Source organism: Pseudomonas sp. 22515 (assembly GCF_052044625.1).
GTDB lineage: Bacteria > Pseudomonadota > Gammaproteobacteria > Pseudomonadales > Pseudomonadaceae > Aquipseudomonas > Aquipseudomonas alloputida.
Window position 1 is genome coordinate 99,908 of the sequence record NZ_JBQENN010000006.1, and the last position, 22,105, is coordinate 122,012.

Annotated in this window: 18 protein-coding genes and 1 tRNA gene; 9 read left to right on the forward strand and 10 right to left on the reverse strand. The window is 62.9% G+C overall.

Features of this window, described 5'->3' with window-relative positions; all coding sequences use genetic code 11:
- The first annotated feature begins 200 nt into the window (after nucleotides 1–200).
- From ACTJJN_RS08135 to ACTJJN_RS08145, 3 genes are read left to right on the forward strand one after another with little or no spacing between them, the layout of a single operon-like run.
- The gene (locus ACTJJN_RS08135) at nucleotides 201–2,447 is read left to right on the forward strand and encodes an ATP-binding protein (protein ID WP_221100238.1); all 2,247 of its coding nucleotides are present in this window, start codon (nucleotides 201–203) and stop codon (nucleotides 2,445–2,447) included.
- A 15-nt stretch (nucleotides 2,448–2,462) separates the two neighbouring features.
- Nucleotides 2,463–2,924: a response regulator gene (locus ACTJJN_RS08140; RefSeq protein WP_003250360.1), complete on the forward strand. Its 462-nt coding sequence runs from the start codon at nucleotides 2,463–2,465 to the stop codon at nucleotides 2,922–2,924.
- A gap of 13 nt (nucleotides 2,925–2,937) precedes the next feature.
- Nucleotides 2,938–5,325: a response regulator gene (locus ACTJJN_RS08145; RefSeq protein ID WP_440781190.1), complete on the forward strand. Its 2,388-nt coding sequence runs from the start codon at nucleotides 2,938–2,940 to the stop codon at nucleotides 5,323–5,325.
- Between the two features lie 123 nt (nucleotides 5,326–5,448).
- On the opposite strand, the gene ACTJJN_RS08150 is transcribed toward ACTJJN_RS08145, so the two are convergent.
- Nucleotides 5,449–5,523: transfer RNA gene (locus ACTJJN_RS08150), tRNA-Gln, on the reverse strand.
- Between the two features lie 259 nt (nucleotides 5,524–5,782).
- Here ACTJJN_RS08150 and ACTJJN_RS08155 point away from each other — a divergent pair.
- Complete coding sequence (locus ACTJJN_RS08155; RefSeq protein WP_012052965.1) at nucleotides 5,783–6,025, forward strand: hypothetical protein; 243 nt, start codon at nucleotides 5,783–5,785, stop codon at nucleotides 6,023–6,025.
- Between the two features lie 132 nt (nucleotides 6,026–6,157).
- Nucleotides 6,158–7,228, forward strand: a complete 1,071-nt coding sequence (zapE, locus tag ACTJJN_RS08160; protein WP_440781191.1) for a cell division protein ZapE — start codon at nucleotides 6,158–6,160, stop codon at nucleotides 7,226–7,228.
- 238 nt (nucleotides 7,229–7,466) lie between these two features.
- Here zapE and ACTJJN_RS08165 read toward each other — a convergent pair whose 3' ends face one another.
- On the reverse strand, nucleotides 7,467–9,356 hold the full coding sequence (locus tag ACTJJN_RS08165) for a propionyl-CoA synthetase (protein ID WP_221100239.1): 1,890 nt from the start codon (nucleotides 9,354–9,356) through the stop codon (nucleotides 7,467–7,469).
- Nucleotides 9,357–9,536: 180 nt separating this feature from the next.
- On the opposite strand from ACTJJN_RS08165, the gene ACTJJN_RS08170 reads away from it, so the two are divergent.
- Nucleotides 9,537–10,403, forward strand: coding sequence for a LysR family transcriptional regulator (locus tag ACTJJN_RS08170; RefSeq protein WP_440781192.1), 867 nt, complete (start codon nucleotides 9,537–9,539; stop codon nucleotides 10,401–10,403).
- On the opposite strand, the gene ACTJJN_RS08175 is transcribed toward ACTJJN_RS08170, so the two are convergent.
- The 5 genes from ACTJJN_RS08175 to ACTJJN_RS08195 all read right to left on the reverse strand — a co-directional run bounded on the left by ACTJJN_RS08175 (nucleotide 10,377) and on the right by ACTJJN_RS08195 (nucleotide 14,450).
- Nucleotides 10,377–11,531, reverse strand: a complete 1,155-nt coding sequence (locus ACTJJN_RS08175; protein ID WP_440781193.1) for an HPP family protein — start codon at nucleotides 11,529–11,531, stop codon at nucleotides 10,377–10,379. The genes ACTJJN_RS08170 and ACTJJN_RS08175 overlap by 27 nt on opposite strands.
- Before the next feature lie 311 nt (nucleotides 11,532–11,842).
- Entirely contained in the window at nucleotides 11,843–13,162 is a 1,320-nt protein-coding gene (locus tag ACTJJN_RS08180) for an ATP-binding protein (protein WP_012052970.1), read from the reverse strand.
- Nucleotides 13,159–13,827 carry a response regulator transcription factor gene (locus tag ACTJJN_RS08185; RefSeq protein WP_014591651.1) on the reverse strand — a complete coding sequence of 223 codons (669 nt, stop codon included), beginning with the start codon at nucleotides 13,825–13,827 and terminating at the stop codon, nucleotides 13,159–13,161. Before ACTJJN_RS08185 ends, ACTJJN_RS08180 begins: the two co-directional genes overlap by 4 nt.
- On the reverse strand, nucleotides 13,828–14,142 hold the full coding sequence (locus tag ACTJJN_RS08190) for a PepSY domain-containing protein (RefSeq protein WP_014753821.1): 315 nt from the start codon (nucleotides 14,140–14,142) through the stop codon (nucleotides 13,828–13,830).
- Nucleotides 14,142–14,450, reverse strand: a complete 309-nt coding sequence (locus ACTJJN_RS08195; protein ID WP_010953306.1) for a PepSY domain-containing protein — start codon at nucleotides 14,448–14,450, stop codon at nucleotides 14,142–14,144. The genes ACTJJN_RS08190 and ACTJJN_RS08195 overlap by 1 nt, the downstream gene beginning before the upstream one ends.
- A 219-nt stretch (nucleotides 14,451–14,669) precedes the next feature.
- Here ACTJJN_RS08195 and ACTJJN_RS08200 point away from each other — a divergent pair, with 219 nt between their 5' ends.
- Both ACTJJN_RS08200 and queD read left to right on the forward strand, forming a co-directional pair.
- Nucleotides 14,670–15,749, forward strand: a complete 1,080-nt coding sequence (locus tag ACTJJN_RS08200; RefSeq protein ID WP_004573881.1) for a patatin-like phospholipase family protein — start codon at nucleotides 14,670–14,672, stop codon at nucleotides 15,747–15,749.
- Between the two features lie 53 nt (nucleotides 15,750–15,802).
- Nucleotides 15,803–16,159, forward strand: a complete 357-nt coding sequence (gene queD / locus ACTJJN_RS08205; protein ID WP_012053047.1) for a 6-carboxytetrahydropterin synthase QueD — start codon at nucleotides 15,803–15,805, stop codon at nucleotides 16,157–16,159.
- A 26-nt stretch (nucleotides 16,160–16,185) separates the two neighbouring features.
- Here the strand turns inward: queD and ACTJJN_RS08210 are convergent, their stop codons facing one another.
- A complete protein-coding gene (locus ACTJJN_RS08210) occupies nucleotides 16,186–16,947 on the reverse strand; it encodes a hypothetical protein (protein WP_014753823.1) in 762 nt (253 codons plus the stop codon).
- Between the two features lie 67 nt (nucleotides 16,948–17,014).
- Nucleotides 17,015–17,482 carry a DUF1289 domain-containing protein gene (locus ACTJJN_RS08215; RefSeq protein ID WP_161773445.1) on the reverse strand — a complete coding sequence of 156 codons (468 nt, stop codon included), beginning with the start codon at nucleotides 17,480–17,482 and terminating at the stop codon, nucleotides 17,015–17,017.
- A 405-nt stretch (nucleotides 17,483–17,887) separates the two neighbouring features.
- Here ACTJJN_RS08215 and acnB point away from each other — a divergent pair, with 405 nt between their 5' ends.
- Entirely contained in the window at nucleotides 17,888–20,497 is a 2,610-nt protein-coding gene (gene acnB / locus ACTJJN_RS08220) for a bifunctional aconitate hydratase 2/2-methylisocitrate dehydratase (RefSeq protein WP_012053050.1), read from the forward strand.
- Nucleotides 20,498–20,571: 74 nt separating this feature from the next.
- On the opposite strand, the gene prpD is transcribed toward acnB, so the two are convergent.
- Nucleotides 20,572–22,056, reverse strand: a complete 1,485-nt coding sequence (prpD, locus tag ACTJJN_RS08225; RefSeq protein ID WP_014753825.1) for a 2-methylcitrate dehydratase — start codon at nucleotides 22,054–22,056, stop codon at nucleotides 20,572–20,574.
- Nucleotides 22,057–22,105 lie beyond the last annotated feature (49 nt).

Here is a 22,105-nt window from a genome sequence, read left to right on the forward strand (position 1 = left end):
ACGCCATTTTTTTGTATTAGCGATAAAGCGATACGGTGGCATCAAAAAAAGCCTGTACCGCACAGAACCCGTGGCCACCCCGTGCCTCCAATGGCCAGGAGCCGGTAAATTCGCCGGGATTCTGTTAGGGTGAATTGTATTCGTCCCGCGCCAGACACCTGTGCCGTACACGGACGGACATGACAGGAGCTTTTTCAATCATGACTGCAGACAACTCACTGGCAGACGCCATGGAGCGCTGTGCCCAGGAGCCGATCCAGGTTCCGGGCAGCATCCAGCCTCACGGCTTTCTGCTGGTGCTGGATGCCACCGACCTGTGCGTGCTGCAGGCCAGTGAAAATGTCGAGCACTGGTTGGGCTTGCCAGCCCGTGAACTGATCGGTTGCCGCTTCGCCGACCTGGTTCACGAGGGCTTTGACCTGCACGCGCACCTCACACGGCTTCCCGAAGACGAAGTCTTCCCCTTCCACATTGGCGACGTGCGCTTGCGCCAGGGCGCACCCATCAGTGCCCAGCTGCACATGCTGGTCCATTGCCACGATCAGGTACTGATTGCCGAATTCGAACCGCCCCGCCTGCCAGCAGACCTGGTCGGGCAAGGCGACTATTACCCGTTGGTGCGCAGCTTTGTCGCCAGTCTGCAAGTGGCCAGCAGTATTGAAGACCTGCTGCAGCAAACGGTGTTGCAGTTCAAGCGCATCACCGGCTTTGGGCGGGTCAAGGCCTACCGTTTCGATGCCGAAGGCAACGGCCAGGTGCTGGCCGAAGTGGCCGACCCAGGCTACCCCAGCTACGCGGGCCTGTGCTTCCCGGCTGCAGACATCCCGCGCCAAGCGCGCGAGCTGTACCGGGTCAACCGTATCCGCGTGATCGAGGATGCCAACTATCAGCCCTCGCCACTGCTGCCCGCAACCAACCCGCGCACTGGCAAGGCACTGGACATGAGTTTCGCTGTACTGCGCAGCGTGTCACCCGTGCACCTGCAGTACATGCGCAACATGGGCACGCTGGCCTCGATGTCGCTGTCGATCGTGGTCGACGGCGAGCTGTGGGGGCTGATTTCCTGCCACCATCAGCAGCCACGCCCGGTGGACCTGCGCACCCGCACGGCCTGCGAGCTGTTGGCCAGCGTACTGTCGTTGCAGATAGAGTCCCGCGAGTCCCATGCCAGCACGCGCAAGCTGCTGGCGCTGCGCCAACACATCGTACGCATGATCTCGTCCATGGCCGACCACGACAGCGTCAGTGACGGCTTGCGCGACCTGCCTCACGTGCTGCTGGCCTTCGCCGACGCCCAGGGCGCAGCAGTGATCTCGGCCGAGCGCTGTGACCTGATCGGCCAGACCCCGCCTGAGGCCCAGGTGACGGCGCTGGTGCACTGGCTAGGCCAACGTGACGAAGACAGCGTGTTCCATAGCGACAACCTGCGCCGCGACATCACTGAGCTACCCGAGCTGGCAAACCATGCTGGCGGGGTGCTGGCAGTGGCCATCTCGCAGATCCACTCGCACTACCTGCTGTGGTTCCGCCCCGAGCAGATACGCACGGTCAACTGGGCCGGCCAGCCGACCAAGCAGGTCGGGCCACAGGGCAACCTCGACCCGCGGCACAGTTTTGAACGCTGGCAGGAAGAACTGCGCGGCTATTGTCAGGCGTGGGACCCACTGGTGATCGAGGGCGTGATGGAGCTGCGCACCGCGGTACTGGGCATTGTCCTGCGCAAGGCCGAAGAGCTGGCACAACTGGCTGGCGAATTGCGCCGCTCCAACAAGGAGCTCGAAGCGTTTTCCTACAGTGTTTCCCACGACCTGCGCGCCCCGCTGCGGCACATCGCCGGCTATACCGAACTGCTTGGCGAAATCGAAGGCCAGGGCCTGAGCGAACGCGGCAAGCGCTTCCTGCAGCATATCGGTGAAGCGGCGCACTTTGCCGGGAGCCTGGTCGACAACCTGCTCAACTTCTCGCAGATGGGCCGCTCGGCCTTGCGCCTGTCCGACGTCGACCTCAACGCCCTGGTCGAGGCCATTCGCAGCGAGCTGGCCCCCGATTACGAAGGCCGCGCAATCGTTTGGGACATCGCCCCGCTGCCCAAGGTGATCGGCGACCCGGCATTCATCAACATGGCCTTGCACAACCTGATAGCCAATGCCATCAAGTACACTCGCAGCCGTACGCCTGCTCGCATCGAAATCAGTGCCGTACAGCACCCTGACGAAACCGAGGTCTGCATCCGCGACAATGGCGTGGGCTTCGACATGGCCTACGCCAACAAGCTGTTCGGCGTCTTCCAGCGCTTGCACCGCATGGAAGATTTCGAAGGCACCGGCATTGGCCTGGCGAGCGTACGCCGCATCATTGAGCGCCATGACGGTCGAGTCTGGGCCACTGGCCAGATCGACCAGGGCGCCAGCTTTCACTTCACCCTACCCCGAAACACTGCTACCTGAGGCACCGCTACCATCATGCTCAAGCCCATTCTGCTGGTCGAAGACAATCCCCGAGACCTGGAGCTGACCCTGCTGGCCCTGGAGCGCAGCCAGTTGGCCAACGAGGTCATCGTGCTGCGTGACGGCGCCGATGCGCTCGACTATTTGCTGCGCCGCAACGCCTATGCCGAGCGCGATGACGGCAACCCTGCCGTGCTGTTACTCGACCTGAAACTGCCTAAGGTCGACGGCCTGGAAGTGCTCAAGGAAGTGCGCGCCACTGCCGAACTGCGCAGCATCCCCACCGTGATGCTGACCTCTTCGCGCGAAGAGCCCGACCTGCTGCGCGCCTACGAGCTGGGGGTAAACGCTTATGTGGTCAAACCCGTGGAGTTCAAGGAATTCGTCACCGCCATCTCCGACCTCGGGGTATTCTGGGCAGTGCTAAACGAACCGCCACCCGGCTCACTGCGACTGAACCGTCGCGGTAGCAACTGAGGCCGCCGCGACGATGCAGCAAACGCCGTTGAAAATACTGATGGTCGAAGACAGCTCGATGGACGCCGAGCTGACCCTGATGCGCCTGGAGCGCAGCGGGCTGCATGTTCAGTCACAGCTGGTGTTCGACCATGCAGGTGTCGAACATGCCCTGCGCCAGGCCCGCTACGACCTGATCTTGTGTGACTGCGTGCTACCAGGCTCATCCGGCACCGAAGTGCTGACCATCGCCCAACGCCTGGCACCCGACATCCCGTTCATATTCCTGTCCGGCATTTATGGCGAAGAGCACGCGGTGGAAATGATCCGCCTGGGCGCGACCGACTATGTGCTGAAGAAGAACCTGCCACTGCTGCCCAAAGCCGTGCGCCGAGCCCTGAGCGAAGTGCAGGAACGCCAACGCCGTCGCCGCGCCGAAGAGGCCCTGGCGGACGTCGAAGCACGTGCTCGCATTGCCATCGACGCCGCCGGCATGGGCACCTGGGACCTGCGCCCGCAAGAGGGCCTGTTGCTGTGGGATGACCGCTGCAAGACCTTGTTCGGCGTGCCCACCAGCACCGAAATGAGCCTTGAAGTGTTCTACGCCGGCATCTACCCCGATGACCTGCCACTGGTGCGCGAGGCAGTGGAACATGCCATGCGCCCGGAAAGCGGCGGTCATTACCGCGTGGAGTTTCGGATCGCGCAACCCAATGGCCTGGAGCCTCGCTGGTTGCTGAGCAGCGGCCAGAGCCAGTTCGTCGATGATCAGTGCGTTCGCTTCTCAGGCGTACTGCAGGACATCCACACGCAACGCCAGGCCACCCAGGCGCTGCGTCAGCTGAACGAGATGCTCGGCGAGCGGGTTGAGCGCCGTACCCGCGAACGCGATCGTGCCTGGGAGCTGTCGCAAGATTTGCTGGCCGTGCTGAACAAAGACCTGACCCCGGTCGCACTGAACCCCGCCTGGGAAGCCAGCCTGGGCTTCTCACGCGAACGCCTGAGCCAGTCCTCCTTGCTGCACCTGCTGCCTGAGCACGACCAGGAACAGTTACTCACCGAACTGGCCGCCCTCTCCCACGGCCGCACCAGCGCACGCTTTGTCGGCCGCATCCTGCATGCCGGCGGCCAACAGCGCTGGCTGTCGTGGGTGGTGGTGCCGGAGGACACCCTGCTGTACGTGGTGGCACGCGACATCACCAGCGAGCGCGAAGCCGCCCTGGGCCTGGCAGATGCCAACGCCCGGCTGCGCGAACAGATCAACGAGCGCGAGCGCATCGAGGCCGCTCTGCAGCAGATGCAGCGGCTGGAGGCGGTTGGGCAACTGACGGCTGGCGTGGCGCATGACTTCAATAACCTGCTGACGGTGATACTCACCGGTGCCAGCTTTCTGGAGCGCGACCTGGCCAAGGCCGACCTGGACAAGGCCCGCACTCGCCTCACCCATATCCGCGAAGCGGGCGAGCGTGGTGCCAAGCTGACCTCGCAGTTGCTGGCCTTCTCCCGCCGCCAGCGTCTGGAGCCGGTGCCGCTGAACCTCAACCGTACCCTGGCCGGCCTGGAAGAGCTGCTGCGCCGCACGCTGGGTGGCAACGTTTCGGTACGCCTGGACCTGGACCTGGCCCTGTGGCAGGCACTGACCGACCCCACCCAGACCGAGATGATCATCCTCAACCTGGCGATCAATGCCCGCGATGCCATGCCCGACGGCGGTCAGCTGACCCTGACAACGCGCAACACCCACATCGACCAGCGCCCGCAACGTCCGGAAGACCCAGACCCGGGCGAGTACGTGATGCTGAGCATCCGCGATACCGGTTGCGGCATGAGCGAAGACGTGCTGGCCAAGGTATTCGAGCCTTTCTTTACCACCAAGGACATTGGCAAAGGTTCGGGCCTGGGCCTGGCCCAGGTGTTCGGCTTTGCCAAGCAGTCCGGTGGCGGCGTGCGCATCGACACCACACTCGGTCGCGGTACCGAGGTGGCGGTATACCTGCCGGCGGTAAAAGAGGAGATGGTGAACGAACCCGTAGCAGCAGTGCTCAGTCAGTCAATCAGCGAAAGCGGCCATAACCGCACGGTGCTGCTGGTGGACGACGACCACCTGGTGCGCGACATGCTTGGCGATGTGTTACGCCAATACGGCTACCAGGTGCGCCAGGCGCACAGCGGCGAGCAGGCATTGGCATTGCTGGATGACGATATTGACCTGCTGCTGACTGATTTCGCCATGCCCGAGTTCAATGGTGCACAACTGGCGCTGGCTGCCCGCGAACGGTACCCCCGCGTGCCGGTGGTGTTCCTGACCGGTTATGCGGAGTTGCAGGGGCTGGAACTGCCGGGCAGCCTGGTGATCCAGAAGCCGGTGCAGGCTGATGAACTGGCCAGGGCGCTGAACGAAATGCTGGGGATTTCCGGGTAACCCGGTACGGCACGACCCGCGCTCAGGAGGCGCGGAGGCGCGCAAAATCACAAACCGCGAAAACGCGAAAACCCAGTGCTCATCTTTCCTGGCACCGGGTTAAATACGTTTGACTCTTAAAAATGGCAGGGGCGGCTGGATTCGAACCAACGCATGGCAGGATCAAAACCTGCTGCCTTACCGCTTGGCGACGCCCCTGTATCGGATGCAGCGTTTGCTGCTCTGACAATTCCAACTGAGTGACAACTGGGTTGTTGTCTTGGAATGCGCGGCACTTTAACAACAAACTTTCGGTCTGTGAACCCCCCTGATAAAAAAAATTGCCAAAAAACAGCGAGTTAGTCATTTCGGCGCTGACGCAGCGACCGTCCGTCGGTTTCCGCCCGCCTCGCTTCAACACAATCGCATTCCGCACTTCCAATCAGGTAAGCCCATCGCATTGACCAAGGAGGACCCCATGCCTGTCTCTCACGACCTCTACCAGGACCTGCACTACCCGCGCGAAATCGTCCAGCAGCGCCGCCAGCAGGACAAGGCGCTGGACCGCTTGCTGGACGAATACATGGACATCGACAACCAGGTGCTGGCTGCCGAATCGATATCGGCCGGTAACTTCGTCGACGAAGACCTGCGCCACCTCAAGGAGCGTCGCCTGGCGGTGAAGTACCTGATCGAGCGCCAACTGGAACGAAAGGCATAGCCCGTGAGGGCAAACAGACGGCCAGACCTATCGCAACAAGTGATGATTGCCCGGCACTTTCTCTATTAGTCAAAATGGCCGCTCTCGGGCAATCTGCAGGCTGCCCCCGCCATCGCCCAAGGAGCGTCGCTTTTGTCTGCCTGGATCCCTACCCCGCTGCGCCAGCTTGGCCAACGCTTGCGCGGCGCCACCCATCAACAGAGCGAGCTGCTCGGCTGGTTCGAGGACAAGGCGCACAGCCGCGGTTATCAGCTAAGTGACGGCCAGCGGCGGGTAATCCACTGCATGGCCGAACAACTGACGCAGCTTGAACAAGGTCAACCGCGCAGTCTGTACCTGTACGGCTCGGTCGGCCGTGGTAAAAGCTGGTTGCTCGATGGCTTTTTCCAGGCCGTGCCGATAGCCGACAAGCTGCGCCTGCATTTTCATGATTTCTTTGCACGCCTGCACCAGGGCATGCACCGCCACCGGGCGCTGGACGACGCGCTGGGCGCAACGCTGGACGAGCTGGTGGGTGGTTGCCGGGTGCTGTGCTTCGACGAATTCCACGTGCATGACATAGGCGATGCCATGCTGCTCACCCGGCTGTTCAACGCCTTGTTCGCCCGTGGCGTGTACCTGCTGGTGACCTCTAACTACGCGCCCGAAGGGCTGTTGCCCAACCCGCTGTATCACGAACGTTTTCTGCCGGTCATTCGCCTGATCAACAGCTCGATGCACGTGCTCGAAGTCGGTGGCGACACTGATTTTCGCAGCTTGCCGGCCAACCGCGAGCATCAGCGTTTTACCCAGGGTCATTATGTCTGGCCGGGTAATGCGGCGCAGCGCCAGGCGCTGAACGTGCCGAGCGAACAACCGGTGATACTGGACGTGAACAAGCGCCCGCTGCGAGCGCTGGCCATCGATGGCCGGCGGGTGGTGCTGGGCTTTGACAATCTGTGCGAGAAGGCCACTGCGGTCATCGACTACCTGGTGCTGGCCAGGGAGTATGACGAGTGGGTGATCGATGGGCTGGATGACCTCTCGGCGTGTTCGCTGGCGGCTCAGCAGCGCTTCGTCAACCTGGTGGATGTGCTGTATGACCAGGATCGGCGGGTGATTGTCATAGGTAAACGTCCGCTGGAAGAGAGCCTGGGCGGCCCGCTGGCCGACCTGATGCGTACCCGCAGCCGGTTGGGGCAACTGCACCAGATTGCCCCCTGAGCCTGCAGTGCCTGAGCCGGCCCTTTCGCGGGTGAACCCGCTCCTACAACGACCTGCGCAGCTCAGTCCTGTGTAGGAGCGGGTTTACCCGCGAATACGGTAGCGGCCGCAACGCTGAACGGCGGGTGGAGATTGGCCAGCAGGCCCGGCCCTTTCGCGGGTGAACCCGCGCCTACGACGGCCTCTGCCGAACCACCGATGCGCGTCCCGCCCGCGAAGGGCCATCGAGGTCAAACCATCAACCCGCCCTGGGCAAATCCGCCAGCACCGCTTCGATCTCTCCCAGCACTGCCGGGTCATCCAGGGTCGAAGGCGGCACATAATCCTGCCCATCGGCAATCTTGCGCAGCACCGCCCGCAGTATCTTGCCGGAACGGGTCTTGGGCAGGCGCTTCACCAGCCGTACCCGATTGAAACAGGCCAGCGGGCCAATTTCCTCGCGCACGCTACCCACCAGCTCCACCAGCAACTGCGCCTCGGCAATGCCCTCGCCATCCTTGAGTACTACCAGCGCCAACGGTACCTGGCCCTTGATCTCGTCATGCACGCCGATCACAGCACACTCCGCTACCGCCGGGTGCCGGGCGACCAGGTCTTCCATTTCACCGGTGGACAAACGATGCCCAGAAACGTTGATCACATCATCGGTGCGCCCCATGATGTAGACGAAGCCATCATCGTCCAGATAGCCGCCATCGCCCGTGTGGTAATACCCCGGGTACGTGCGCAGGTAGGCCTGCAGGTAGCGCTCGTGATCCCCCCACAGCGTCTGGCTGCAGCCGGGGGGCAGTGGCAGTGCAATCACGATCGAACCCTGATGGTTGGCCCCGAGCAAGTGGCCTTCGTCATCCAGTACGCGAACGTTGTAACCCGGCACTGCGCGGTTGCTCGACCCTGGCTTCGCCGCGCTGCCCTCCAGCCCGACGCAAGGCGCGGTCACCGGCCAGCCGGTCTCGGTCTGCCACCAATGGTCGTGCACCGGCTTGCCACTCACCCGCTCCAGCCATTCATGGGTGCTGGAATCCAGCTTTTCCCCCGCCAGGAACAGTTGACGCAGCGAGCTGAGGTCATGCTTGCGAATCAGGTCGCCCTCCGGGTCTTCCTTGCGGATGGCGCGCATGGCCGTAGGTGCACAGAACAGCGCGTTGACCTGGTACTGCTCCACCACCCGCCAATAGGCCGAAGCATCCGGGGTGCGGATCGGCTTGCCTTCGTAGAACACCGTGGTACAGCCGCTCATCAACGGCCCGTAGACGATCAGTGAATGGCCGACCACCCAACCGACGTCGGAAATGCCCCACCACACATCGCCGGCCTGCATGCCATAGATATGGCGCATGGCGTAACACAGCGCCACGGCATTGCCGCCGTTTTCCCGGACGATACCCTTGGGTTTCCCGGTGGTGCCCGATGTGTACATGATGTACAGCGGGTCGCCGGCATCCAGCTCGACGGGCGCCACCGGCTCGGCGCCGGCCAAGGCCGCCTGCCAGTCCAGGTCGCGGCCTGGCAGCAGTTCAGCGTGCGCCTGTGGCCGCTGCAGCACCAGCACATTGCGCGGCTGGTGACGGGCCAGTTGCAGGGCACGGTCAACCAGTGGTTTGTATGCAATGACCCGGTCGAACTCCAGCCCGCACGATGCCGTCAGCAACAAGGTGGGCCGGGCGTCATCGATGCGCAGGGCCAACTCGTTGGCGGCAAAGCCACCGAACACGACCGAATGCACCGCGCCGATCCGCGCGCAGGCCAGCATCGCCATGGCCGCTTGCGGCACCATGGGCATGTAGATGATCACGCCATCGCCCTTGTTCACCCCCAGCTGGCGCAGCAAACCGGCCAGGCGTGCTACCTCGTCGCGCAACTGGTTGTAGGTGTAGGTCTGCTGCACGCCGGTTACGGGCGAATCATAGATCAGCGCCAACTGCTCGCCCCGGCCCTGCTCGATCTGGTGATCGAGGGCCAGGTAACAGCTGTTGAGGCGGCCATCAGCGAACCAGCGGTGGGTACCGTCGGCATTGTCTTGCAGGGTCAAGGCAGGCTTGCGGTGCCAGGCCAGGTGTGCGGCCTGTTCCGCCCAGAACGCGGCAGGGTCGGAAATGGAATGGGCGTAGCTGTGCTGGTAGCTCATGTCGTTAGAAACCCGGTACTTGTTGTTATTGAAGGGCGAAACTTGAGTATGGACCGCTATACCCGCGCCGCCATGGGACTAAAGTCACAACCGACCTGCAAATTTGCAGACAACGCAATAGCGCCCCATAACGGTGCAAAGCCTCTAGAATAGGCAACCCCTTCAACCACCGAGCAGCCCATGGACATCGATCAGGCCCGTACCTTCCTGGAAATAGTGCGTTGCGGCAGCCTGGTCGCCGCGGCCGAACGCCTGTTCGTGTCACAAACCGCGATCACCGCGCGCGTGCAGCGCCTGGAACAGCAACTGGGTTGCCAGCTGTTCGTGCGTAGCCGCAGCGGCGCCAGCCTGACCAGCGATGGCGAAGCGTTCGTCAGTTATGCCAACCAGTTGGTGCAAACCTGGGAAGCTGCGCGCCGCGACCTGCCGTTGCCTGAAGGTTGCCACCAGGTGCTGCATGTGGGCGGTGAGGTGAGCCTGGGCAACCCGATGATGCTCGACTGGGTAAGTGCCCTGCACCGTGAACTGCCCAGCCATGCCATCCGCAGCGAAGTCAGCGATGGAGAGTCGCTGCTGCGCAAGGTCGAGATGGGCTTGCTGGACGCCGCGCTGGTCTACCAGCCGACCTACGGTCCAGGCCTGCAGGTGGAACAGTTGATGGAAGAGAAGCTGATTCGCGTGCGCCGGGTCGAGCGGCCCGAGCCGTACATCTACATCGACTGGGGCGAGGCCTTCCGCCGCCAGCATGATGCGGCCCTGCCCGACTGCGCGCGCCCGGCGCTTAGCTTCAACCTTGGCCCGTTGGCCCTGCAGTTCATACTCGACCAAGGTGGCAGTGGCTACTTCCGCACGCGGGTGGTGCAGGCCTATCTGGACAGCGGCGTGTTCGAGCGGGTACCTCAGGCTCCGGAGTTCACCTACCCGACCTTTCTGGTGTACCCGCGAAAACGTGACAGCGAAGCCCTGCAACAGGCCTTCGCGATCCTGCGCCGGCTGGTCGCTGCCGGCGCCAGCGACTGGTCACAGCGCTGGGACCCGGTTATCTGAAGCCTCGGTCTTGCTGAGCAACTGACGCTTGAGGCCGGCAATCAGGTCGGTCTGGGTGATCACCCCCACCAGCTTGTCGGCATCAAGCACCGGCAAGCAGTGCAGGCCTTGTTCGCACAACAAGGGCAGCAGGCGTTCCAACGGGTGCTGGCTGCTGACACTGACAACCCGCCTGCTCATCACTTGCGCCATGCGCACCGCCTGGCGGCCGAACAGACCGCGCCAGCTGAAACGCCCACGCTGCATCGCCGGGCCAACCAGGTCGCTGAGGCTGACGATGCCTACAAGCTCGCCGTGCTGCAGGACAGGCAGGGTTTTCAGGTGATGGCTGGCGAGCATTTTCCAGGCCTGCTCCAGCGTGGTATCAGGCGTGACGAACTGCACATCGCGGGACATCACCGAGGCCGCGGTGATACCGCCAAGGCTGCGCTGCAGGGCGTGCTGCTCGGTGGCGAGGATGATGCGCTCCAGCTCGTCACGGGTGACATCGACGAACTCGCCCAGCTCTTCCAGGGCCTGGTCCAGGTCTTCACTGCGGATGCCGACCCGCTCGCCGGGCAGCGGGTCATGGGTGTGGTGCAGGTCTTTGCGTGGCACCGTGCCTTTCGGGTAGCGCACACCCGTCAAACGGTTGTAGGCGATTGCCACTGTCACCAGGATCAGCGCATTGAGCAGCACTGGCTCCAGCAGGTGATCGCCCATGGCGGTCAACCCCGGGTCGGCCAGCACCGCGCTCACTGCTACACCGCCACCCGGGGGGTGCAGGCAGCGCAACAGGCACATGACCAGGATCGAGATGCCGAGCGCCGCAGCGGCCACCCACAGCTCGGCGCCGAAGCCTTCACGCATGGCCAGCCCCACTGCACCCGCCAGGGCGTAGCTGCCCAACACCGGCCAAGGTTGGGCCAAGGGGCCGGAATGCACCGCAAACACCAGTACCGCCGAGGCTGCCAGCGGGCCGAGCAAGTGCAGGGCGATGCTGGGGCCATAGGCCATGCTGGTCAGCCAGCCCGCGAGGAACAGACCAAGCAGCGCACCGACACCGGCACGCAACCATTCTTTTGGGGGGATGTTGAGAGGGGCCGGCAACAGCCGCTGCAGACGACTTTCGGAACGCGAGGCAGACATTTGGGCAATCGGGATCTTTGATTTTTCTGTTCAAAAAGAAAGCCCAGCCGAGTTGGCCTGGGCCTCGTATTGCGCATGCAATAGCACAAGGGGCTCCGTCCGTGGAGAGATGGAAACCGCAGGGTTTCGTGGGAGGATTTTGCCGGGTGGGGGGAATTTGGGCTAATTCAAAAAACTGCGGCTGTACTGCAATTTTTTTGCAGTACTGATAGGGCCAAAGGACGCGGCGCGCCCTTTCGCGACACAAGGCCCCACAGGGGATTGCGTACCCCTGTGNTTGTGTCGCGATGGGCCGCACAGCGGCCCCGGCATTAACGAGCCTTGCGCGGCAGGTCGATGCTCACCCGCAACCCGCCCAGCGGGCTCTCCAGCAAGGCCAGGCGCCCGCCCCATGCGTCAACGATATCGCGCACGATGCCCAACCCCAGCCCATGCCCAGCCACCTGTTCGTCCAGCCGCGAACCACGCTCCAGCACCTGCTGCCGCTGGTCTTGCGGTATACCCGGGCCATCGTCATCAACCCACAGCCGGTAGCCCTCGGCGTTCGGCGCGATACCCAGGCGCACTTCGCTGTCTGCCCACTTGCAGGCGTTGTCCAGCAGATTACCCAACAGTTCCAGAACGTCCTCGCGGTCCCAGGGCAACAACACCCCGGGCGACACATCACTTGCCAGCAGCAGGCCCTCGCCATGAATCATGCCCAAGGTGCCGAGCAACCCCGGCAGTTCGGCATCACAATCGAACTGCGCGCCAGGCAGCGCATCCCCTGCCAGGCGCGCACGGTTCAGCTCGCGCGCCAGGCGTTCCTGAATCTGCTGCAACTGCTCACGCATTTGCGCCCGTACCTCCGGCAGACCCTGCAAGCGTTCACTGGAGGCCAGGCTCAGCAGCACCGCCAGCGGCGTCTTCAGCGCATGGCCGAGGTTACCGAGGGCATTGCGTGAACGGCGCAGGCTGTCTTCGGTATGGCTAAGCAAATGGTTGATCTGCCCCACCAGCGGTACCAACTCGCTGGGCACCTCGGCATCCAGCTGCGAGCGCTGCCCCTGCTGCAGCTGGGCGATCTGCTGGCGTGCCCGCTCCAGCGGCCGCAGCGAGCGGGTAACCGTGATGCGCTGCAGCACCAGAATCAGGATCAGCGCCACCAGGCCCATGCCCAGGCCGATCTGCTGCAAGCGCCGAAAACCTTCGCGCACCGGCGAATAGTCCTGAGCCACACTGATCGAAATGTCCTGGCCCAGGCGCCGGTAGTCGGCACGCAGGGCCAGCAGTTGCTGGCCTTCGGGGCCGAGTTCATGGCTATCGGAAAGCCCGGGCGCTGCGGGCTTGGGCATGTCCAGGTCCCACAGCGAACGAGACCTCCAGGTACCCTGGTCGAAATCGATGCGGAAGTAGTAACCGGAAAACGGCCGCTGATAGGCAGCCGAGATGCGCCGCTCATCCAGCTGCAGGCCCGAAGGCCCGCGCACCAATGCCACCAGAAGGTTCTCGCTTTCGTTGCGCAGGCCGTTTTCCAGATAACGTTGCAGGCCGGCCTCGAACAGCCACAAGGTCAGTTGCGCCAGTACCACGCCGACCACCACCAATACCGCCACCAGGCCCAGGCTCAGGCGTGCCTGGATCGACTTCACTCGCCGCTCCCCGCATAGATGTAGCCTTGCCCGCGACGGGTTTCGATCACACTGCGGCCCAGCTTGCGGCGCAAATGGTTGACGTGGACCTCCAGCACGTTCGAGTCGCGCTCGGTTTCACCGTCGTAGAGGTGCTCGGCCAGGTGGCTTTTGGACAGGATCTGCTGCGGGTGCAGCATGAAGTAGCGCAGCAGGCGGAACTCGGCGGCGGTCAGTTGCACATCCACCCCGTCGCGGCTCACGCACTGACGGCTTTCGTCAAGGTGCAGGCCGGCCGCTTCCAGCTTCGGCTGATTGGCCAGGCCACGGGCGCGGCGCAGCAACGCCTGAATGCGCAGTTGCAGCTCTTCGGGGTGGAAGGGCTTGCTCAGGTAATCGTCAGCCCCGGCCTTCAGCCCTTCGATGCGCTCGGCCCAGGAGCCGCGGGCGGTGAGGATCAATACCGGCGTGGCCAGGCCGGCGGCGCGCCACTGGGCCAGCACGTCCAGGCCGGGCAAGCCAGGCAGGCCGAGGTCCAGGATGATCAGGTCGTAAGGCTCGCTTTGCCCCTGGTAAACCGCGTCACGGCCATCAGCCAGCCAGTCCACGGCATAGCCCTGGCGCTGCAGGCCGGTGGTCAGTTCATCGGCCAACGGTACGTTGTCCTCGACAAGCAACAGGCGCATTCAGTCATCTTCCTCGTCTTTGAGCAGGGCGCCGGTGCTGGCATCGAGCTTGATCTCGCGCACCACACCTTCAGTCGTCAGCAACTCGACTTCATATTCGTAGCGATCATCGTCTTCTTCCAGCTCGGCTTCCAGCAGACGCGCCCCGGGGTGACGCCCCAGGGCGGTCTCGAGCAGCTGTTCGAGCGGCAGGATGATGCCCTTCTGACGGAGCTGCAGGGCTTCATCCTGGTCCAGGTCGCGGGCAACAGCCAGGGAGCAGACGGCAAGCAGCGAGAGCGCCAGGTAACGTGCCGTCCGGGATACATGGATCATCAGCTGTCTCGTTCGTCCTTGAGCACCTCACCGGTCTTGGCATCCATGTCGACGTCCCATTCGACGTTCTGCGTATCACGCAGCTCGACCTTGTAGATGTAGCGGCCGTACTCGTCTTCAAGTTCCGAGTCAGTGACGGTGGCGCCTGGGTGCTTGGCCACGGCAGCGGCCTTGAGTTCGTCCAGCGACTTGATGGTCTTGGCGTTGACCAGTTTGACCACTTCGTCAGGCTGAACGTCCTTGGCGAAGGCGGCATTGGCGCCCAGGGCGAGGGCAGCGGCGGTGATCAGGGCAGTCATGGTTTTCATCGTTCTTCTCTCCTGAGAACTGTGCAAGTTGTCTACGGGGTTAAGATTAACCAGCGGTCCTTAATTCAACCTGAAAACAGCTGGCGGCATGATAGCGCAGTTACGCCGCCAACCCGACTCGGCCCCGTGCAAGGTGCGGCCTTGTGCTGCGAAAGGGCCAATACAGGCACCTACAGGTGTGTTATCTGTAACGGCTGCTTTTCGCCCAAGAGACCCGCCATGAGCGCCATCCACATCAAATACCCCGCCCTCACCTTCAAGGCCGGCCAGCGTGCCTTGCGACACATCCGCGAGCGCGGCCTGCAGGCGGCCGATGTCGGGGTATTGCCGGGCGCGGCGGGTGGGCCGAAGCCGCTGGGCATCCAGGGCCTTGACCTGGCGCTGTTCGGCGAGTGGCTACCCTCGGCACCCCGTCAGCGTGCCCTGATCGGTGCTTCGATCGGTGCCTGGCGCTTTGCCAGCGCCTGCCTCGACGACCCGGTCGCCGGCATCCGTCGCCTGGGCGAGCTATACACCGAGCAGGATTTCGCCAAGGGCGTCACCCCGGCCGAAATCAGCCGCAGCTGCCAACGCATGCTCGATGACCTGCTGGAGGGCCGCGACGGCCAGCTGCTGGCCAACCCACACTACCGCCTGAACATTCTGGTGGTGAAAAGCCATGGCCAGCTCGCTCACGACCATCGCGGCCGCCTGGGCCTGGGCCTGGGCTCGGTGGTTGCCAGTAACCTCCTGGGCCGTTCGCGCCTGGCCCGCCACTTCGAGCGCATCATTCTGCACGATGGGCGCGCCGCGCCGCCGCTCGACACGCTGACCGACTTCCCCTCACGCTACCTGCCGCTGGACTTGACCAACCTGCGCCACGCCCTGCTTGCTTCCGGGTCGATACCGATGGTCATGCAGGGCGTGAAAGACATCCCCGGTGCCGGCGCCGGCACCTACCGCGACGGCGGCCTGCTCGACTATCACCTCGACCTGCCCTACCGCGGCGACGACCTGGTGCTGTACCCGCACTTCACCGACAAGGTCGTACCCGGCTGGTTCGACAAGGCCCTGCCCTGGCGCAAGGGCGATGCCACCCGCCTGCAAAACGTGCTGCTGATGACGCCTTCGCCGCAATACCTGGCCGCCCTGCCCTACGGCAAACTGCCCGACCGCAACGACTTCAAGCGCTTCATGGGCGATGCGCCAGGGCGCAAGCGCTATTGGTACAAGGCCATTGCCGAAAGCCAGCGCCTGGGTGATGAACTGCTGGAACTGACCGCCACCGGGCGGCTGCATGAACGCCTGCAAGCCTTGTAGCGGCCATGCTGGTAGACTGCGCGCATTATTGATTCACACAGAGTTATGACAGCGTGGAAATTTTCAAGGAATTCACATTCGAATCGGCCCACCGCCTGCCCCACGTCCCTGAAGGGCACAAATGCGGCCGTTTGCATGGCCACTCGTTCAAGGTCGGCCTGCACCTGACCGGCCCGCTCGACCCGCACACGGGCTGGATCCGCGACTTCGCCGAAGTCAAGGCGATCTTCAAGCCGATCTATGATCAGCTGGACCACAATTACCTGAACGACATCCCCGGCCTGGAGAACCCCACCAGCGAAGTGATCGCCAAGTGGATCTGGGACCAGGTCAAGCCGCTGATGCCGGAGCTGTCGAAGGTGCGTATTCATGAAACCTGCACCAGCGGCTGCGAATACAGCGGCGATTGATTGGCGCTGCGCCAACCGAGCATGGGTCAAGGATTGGCAAAGAGCGGGCGAGGGTGAGGAGGCACGCAAGGGTTCAACACCTGCAGGCTGAACTGGCCACGCTCGCCTCGACGGTTGTTAAGGTATGCAACCCGCTCGACCCTTCGCCTCACTTGCCGACCGTCCGGGCTATAAAGCTTCATGTTCAAGAACAATTGCCCTTCTTGCAACCGCTGCGGATTCAGGCCAGGGATGTGCCACAGTGGCGTTCGTCGCGCGGCGGTCAGCTTGTACAGTACCGTATCCAGATCGATAGGCGGGTCGACGGGTAGCACCACGGATGCCCCGAAGGGGTCGCGCAACGCCAGACTGGCCGAGTCGTCCTTGAGCACACCGGCATCCGAACCCGCAGGGTAAAAGCCCAGGTACCCGTTGCGACTGACGTCGAGCCAGTATTCCAGTGAAGGCCAGCGGTTCACGTTATTGCCCTCATATGCAGGGCGGATCTCGTAAACGAAGCCTGTTGCAAGTCGATAGACACCAAACCAGAAACTGTCACAAAACACACGCTGACGACCCTCGCCCGCCCACAGCGAGTCAATCAGGAAGGATTGCAACATTACTTCGCCGTAGTCCAGGCTGGTCATCAGCCAACCATCGTCACCGTTCCAATCATCGAATTCGACCCAGAACGGCCGGGTGATTTCATCATCGTGAAACTGGGCAGCACGCAACGGTGCATCCAGCAATTGCCAGCGGCATGTCGCGGTAAAACTCAGCAGCCGTTCAAAATACAGATCCGCCATCATCGGTACTCCATACGCTCGATAAAAAAGCACAATGGCGCCTTTTCAAAGCATGGAGCAGAAAGAAGGCTTACCTCAGTTCGGCACGCAGGAAGGCAGGGGCTATGTAGCGCTGGTAATGCGCCTCGGACAACAGGAAGAATTCGCGGTCGATGGCGTCGCGCAACTGCGGCAGATCCCAGTCGCGGAATTCAGGCATCAAGGCCATCCCATAGGCCTCCAGGTCGCGGATCATCCGCGCCCCGCGGGCAATCAGCTGATACGCCCAGCAGTATTCCGATTGCTGCTCGACAAAACGGATCGAACGCTGCTGCAGTTGCTGGCGCAGCAAGCCTTTGTCGAACACTTCCAGCTTGGCCATCATCACCTGCGCCAGAAGCTGCTCCAGACGCAGCCACACGGCGCGTTTCTGCGCCTCGTCATAGCCATTCCAGTGGATCACTTCATGGTGGAAACGCTTGCAGCCACGGCATACCGTGTCTCCATACACCGTGGAGCAAAGGCCGACACATGGGGTTTTGATGGATTGGTTGGACATGGAAAAACAACAGCTTGGCGATGGAACACAGGCCCATGTTAGCCCTTTGTCTAACCAGGGTCACTCGTTAAAGTCATGAACACCGCCTTACCTTCAGGCTTTTTTTACCGTAGAATCACCCGGCCTTTTCAAAGGCAACAATGTCCGTTGGAAGCTGTTTTCAAAGCGTCACGAGCACAGTTGATCCGGTAGAACGGCGTTGGCCCGGGCCATGCATCCCTCGCATGCCCGCGCCAGCCCTCATCAGTCCCGTTCTGCAGGCGTAAAACTTTGAAAGCAGCTTCTGTAAGGATTCCTTGCGACCCTGGTTGGGCGGCCCACAAAGCCGCAGCAGCGCATGGGTGCACTGAATGCTGGATAAGCGTCCCGGACCCCCTTTAGGGACCACTGATGAGGGAAATAACTGTGCTTGAAGCCTACCGCAAACACATCGAAGAGCGCGCCGCCCTGGGTATCGTTCCCCAGCCGCTGAACGCCGAACAAACTGCAGGCCTGGTCGAGCTGCTGAAAAACCCGCCGGCCGGCGAAGAAGCCTTCCTCGTAGACCTGATCACCAACCGCGTACCGCCAGGGGTCGACGAAGCTGCCTACGTCAAGGCCGCTTTCCTCTCCGCCGTCGCCAAGGGCGAAGCCAAGTCGCCACTGATCGACCGCAAGCACGCCACCGAACTGCTGGGCACTATGCAGGGCGGCTACAACATCGAAACGCTGGTCGCACTGCTGGATGACGCCGAACTGGGCGCCGTCGCGGCCGAACAGCTCAAGCACACCCTGCTGATGTTCGATGCCTTCCACGACGTGGCCGAAAAAGCCAAGGCCGGCAACACGCACGCCAAGGCCGTCCTGGAATCCTGGGCTGCCGGCGAGTGGTTCACCTCGCGCCCGGCCATCGCCGACAAGTACACCCTGACCGTGTTCAAGGTGCCTGGCGAAACCAACACCGACGACCTGTCGCCTGCCCCGGACGCCTGGTCGCGCCCTGACATTCCGCTGCACGCCCTGGCCATGCTGAAAATGGCCCGCGACGGCATCGAACCGCAGCAGCCTGGTTCGGTCGGCCCGCTGGCCCAGATCGAAGCCGTCAAGGCCAAGGGCTTCCCGGTCGCCTATGTCGGCGACGTGGTCGGTACCGGTTCCTCGCGTAAATCCGCTACCAACTCGGTACTGTGGTTCTTCGGCGACGACATCCCTTACGTGCCGAACAAGCGTGCCGGTGGCTTCTGCTTCGGCACCAAGATCGCCCCGATCTTCTACAACACCATGGAAGACGCCGGCGCCCTGCCGATCGAATTCGACTGCACCAACCTGGGCATGGGCGACGTCATCGACGTTTACCCATACAAAGGTGAAGTACGCCGTCACGACAGCGACGAGCTGGTCACCACCTTCGAGCTGAAAACCGAAGTGCTGCTGGATGAAGTCCGCGCTGGCGGCCGTATCCCGCTGATCGTCGGCCGTGGCCTGACCGAAAAAGCCCGCGCCGAGCTGGGCCTGGGTGCTTCCGACCTGTTCAAGAAACCAGAGCAGCCTGCCGATTCCGGCAAGGGCTTCACCCTGGCGCAGAAAATGGTCGGCCGTGCCTGTGGCCTGCCAGAAGGCCAGGGCGTGCGCCCAGGCGCCTACTGCGAGCCAAAAATGACCACCGTCGGCTCCCAGGACACCACGGGCCCGATGACGCGCGACGAGCTGAAAGACCTGGCATGCCTGGGCTTCTCTGCTGACCTGGTCATGCAGTCGTTCTGCCACACCGCGGCCTATCCGAAGCCGATCGACGTCACCACCCACCACACCCTGCCAGACTTCATCCGCACCCGTGGCGGCGTGTCGCTGCGCCCGGGCGACGGCATCATCCACAGCTGGCTGAACCGCATGCTGATGCCTGACACCGTAGGTACCGGTGGCGACTCGCACACCCGCTTCCCGATCGGCATCTCGTTCCCGGCCGGTTCCGGCCTGGTGGCCTTCGCTGCCGCCACCGGCGTCATGCCGCTGGACATGCCAGAATCGATCCTGGTGCGCTTCAAGGGCAAACTGCAGCCAGGCATCACCCTGCGTGACCTGGTTCATGCCATCCCTTACTACGCCATCCAGAAGGGCCTGCTGACCGTCGAGAAGAAAGGCAAGAAAAACGCCTTCTCCGGCCGCATCCTGGAAATCGAAGGCCTGGACGAACTGACCGTCGAGCAAGCCTTCGAGCTGTCCGACGCCTCGGCCGAGCGTTCCGCTGCCGGTTGCACCATCAAGCTGCCGGAAAAGGCCATCGCCGAGTACCTGCAGTCCAACATCACCCTGCTGCGCTGGATGATCGGCGAAGGCTACGGCGATGCCCGCACCCTGGAGCGCCGTGCCCAGGCCATGGAAGCCTGGCTGGCCAAGCCTGAGCTGCTGTCGGCCGACGCCGATGCCGAATACGCCGAAATCATCGAAATCGACCTGGCCGACGTCAAGGAGCCTGTGCTCTGCGCGCCGAACGACCCGGACGATGCCCGCCTGCTGTCCTCGGTACAAGGCGAGAAGATCGACGAAGTGTTCATCGGTTCGTGCATGACCAACATCGGTCACTTCCGCGCTGCCGGCAAGCTGCTGGAGAAGGTCAAGGGTGGCATTCCGACCCGTCTGTGGCTGGCTCCGCCAACCAAGATGGACGCTCACCAGCTGACCGAAGAAGGCTACTACGGCATCTACGGCAAGGCCGGTGCACGCATGGAAATGCCAGGCTGCTCGCTGTGCATGGGCAACCAGGCACGTGTGCAGACCGGTTCGACCGTGGTCTCCACCTCGACCCGTAACTTCCCAAACCGTCTGGGCGACGCGACCAACGTGTACCTGGCATCGGCCGAGCTGGCCGCTGTCGCTTCGATCATCGGCAAACTGCCGACCGTCGAAGAGTACATGCAGTACGCGAAAGACATCGACAGCATGGCTGCCGACGTTTACCGCTACCTGAGCTTCGACCAGATCGCCGAGTTCCGCGAAGCGGCAGCCAACGCCAAGATCCCGGTGGTTCAGGCGTAAGCTGAGTTACACGCTGTAAACAAAGCCCCGGCAGCGATGCCGGGGCTTTGTTGTTTTGACCTGTGCCGGCCGCTTCATATCACAAACAAGTCCACAAACCTGTGCACAGCCGTGCCTTCCAGCTTCTGCTGGTCCTTGCACAGTTCGAAAACCTGCTGACACCGCTGCCGGGCAAAGCGGGTTGCCAGGTTGGCCCTGAACTTGGCCTCCAGCAACGGTATCCCCTCCCCGCGCCGCCGACGATGCCCGATCGGGTACTCCACCACCACTTGCTCGGTGCTGCTGCCATCCTTGAAGAACACCTGCAGCGCGTTGGCGATCGAACGCTTGTCCGGCTCCAGGTACTCGCGACTGAAGCGCGGGTCTTCCACCACCTCCATCTTCTCGCGCAGGCGGTCGATACTGGGGTGGTTGGCATGGAAGGCGTCCTCATAATGCTCGGCCACCAAATGGCCAAAGATCAGCGGCACGGCCACCATGTACTGCAGACAGTGGTCACGGTCGGCGGCATTGGCCAGCGGGCCGCTCTTGGAGATGATGCGGATCGCCGACTCCTGGGTGGTGATGACGATGCGGTCGACTTCATGCAGGCGGTTACGCACAAGTGGATGCAGAATCACTGCTGCCTCACAGGCGGTCTGGGCGTGGAACTCGGCAGGGAAACTGACCTTGAACAGCACATTTTCCATCACATAGCTGCCCAACGCCTGGGGCAGGCGCAGTTCGTACTGCCCGGCGGGCTTGAGCGCCAGGTCTTTGTTGGTATGGCTGAACGAAACATCGTAGAACCCCCACTGCGACGCCGTGAGCACGCCCGGCACGCCCATTTCCCCACGCAAGGCGATGTCGGCCAGGCGCACACCTCGGCTGGAGGCGTCACCCGCAGCCCAGGACTTGCGCGAACCGGCGTTGGGCGCATGGCGATAGGTGCGAAGGGCCTGGCCGTCGACGAAGGCGTGGGACAAGGCCGAGAGCATCTGCTCACGATTGGCCCCCATCAGCCTGGCGCACACGGCGGTCGAGGCGACCTTCACCAGAATCACGTGATCGAGGCCGACACGGTTGAAGGCGTTTTCCAGCGCCAGCACGCCCTGGATCTCATGCGCCATGACCATGGCCTCCAGCACATCACGCATCAGCAGTGGCTCTTCACCCGCGGCAACCCGTTTCTGTGACAGGTGGTCAGCCACTGCAAGGATGCCGCCAAGGTTGTCCGAGGGATGAGCCCATTCGGCGGCCAGCCAGGTGTCGTTGTAGTCCAGCCAGCGCACCGTGCAGCCAATGTCCCAGGCGGCCTTGACCGGGTCGAGGCGATAGGAGGTACCGGGGACGCGAGCACCATTCGGGACCAGCGTGCCTTCCACCTGGGGGCCAAGGAGCTTGGTGCACTCAGGGAAGCGCAAGGCGAGAAGGCCGCAACCGAGGGTGTCCATCAGGCAGTTGCGCGCGGTGTCCAGGGCCTCGCGGGATTCGACCCGGTAGCCGAGGGCGTAATCGGCCAGGGTTTGTAGCACCCGGTCGTAATCCGGGCGGTCGTTGAGGTCTACGTTGGCGCTCATATCCAGCTCCCTTCAGAATTGCCGGGGCTGCTGCGCAGCCCTTCGCGGG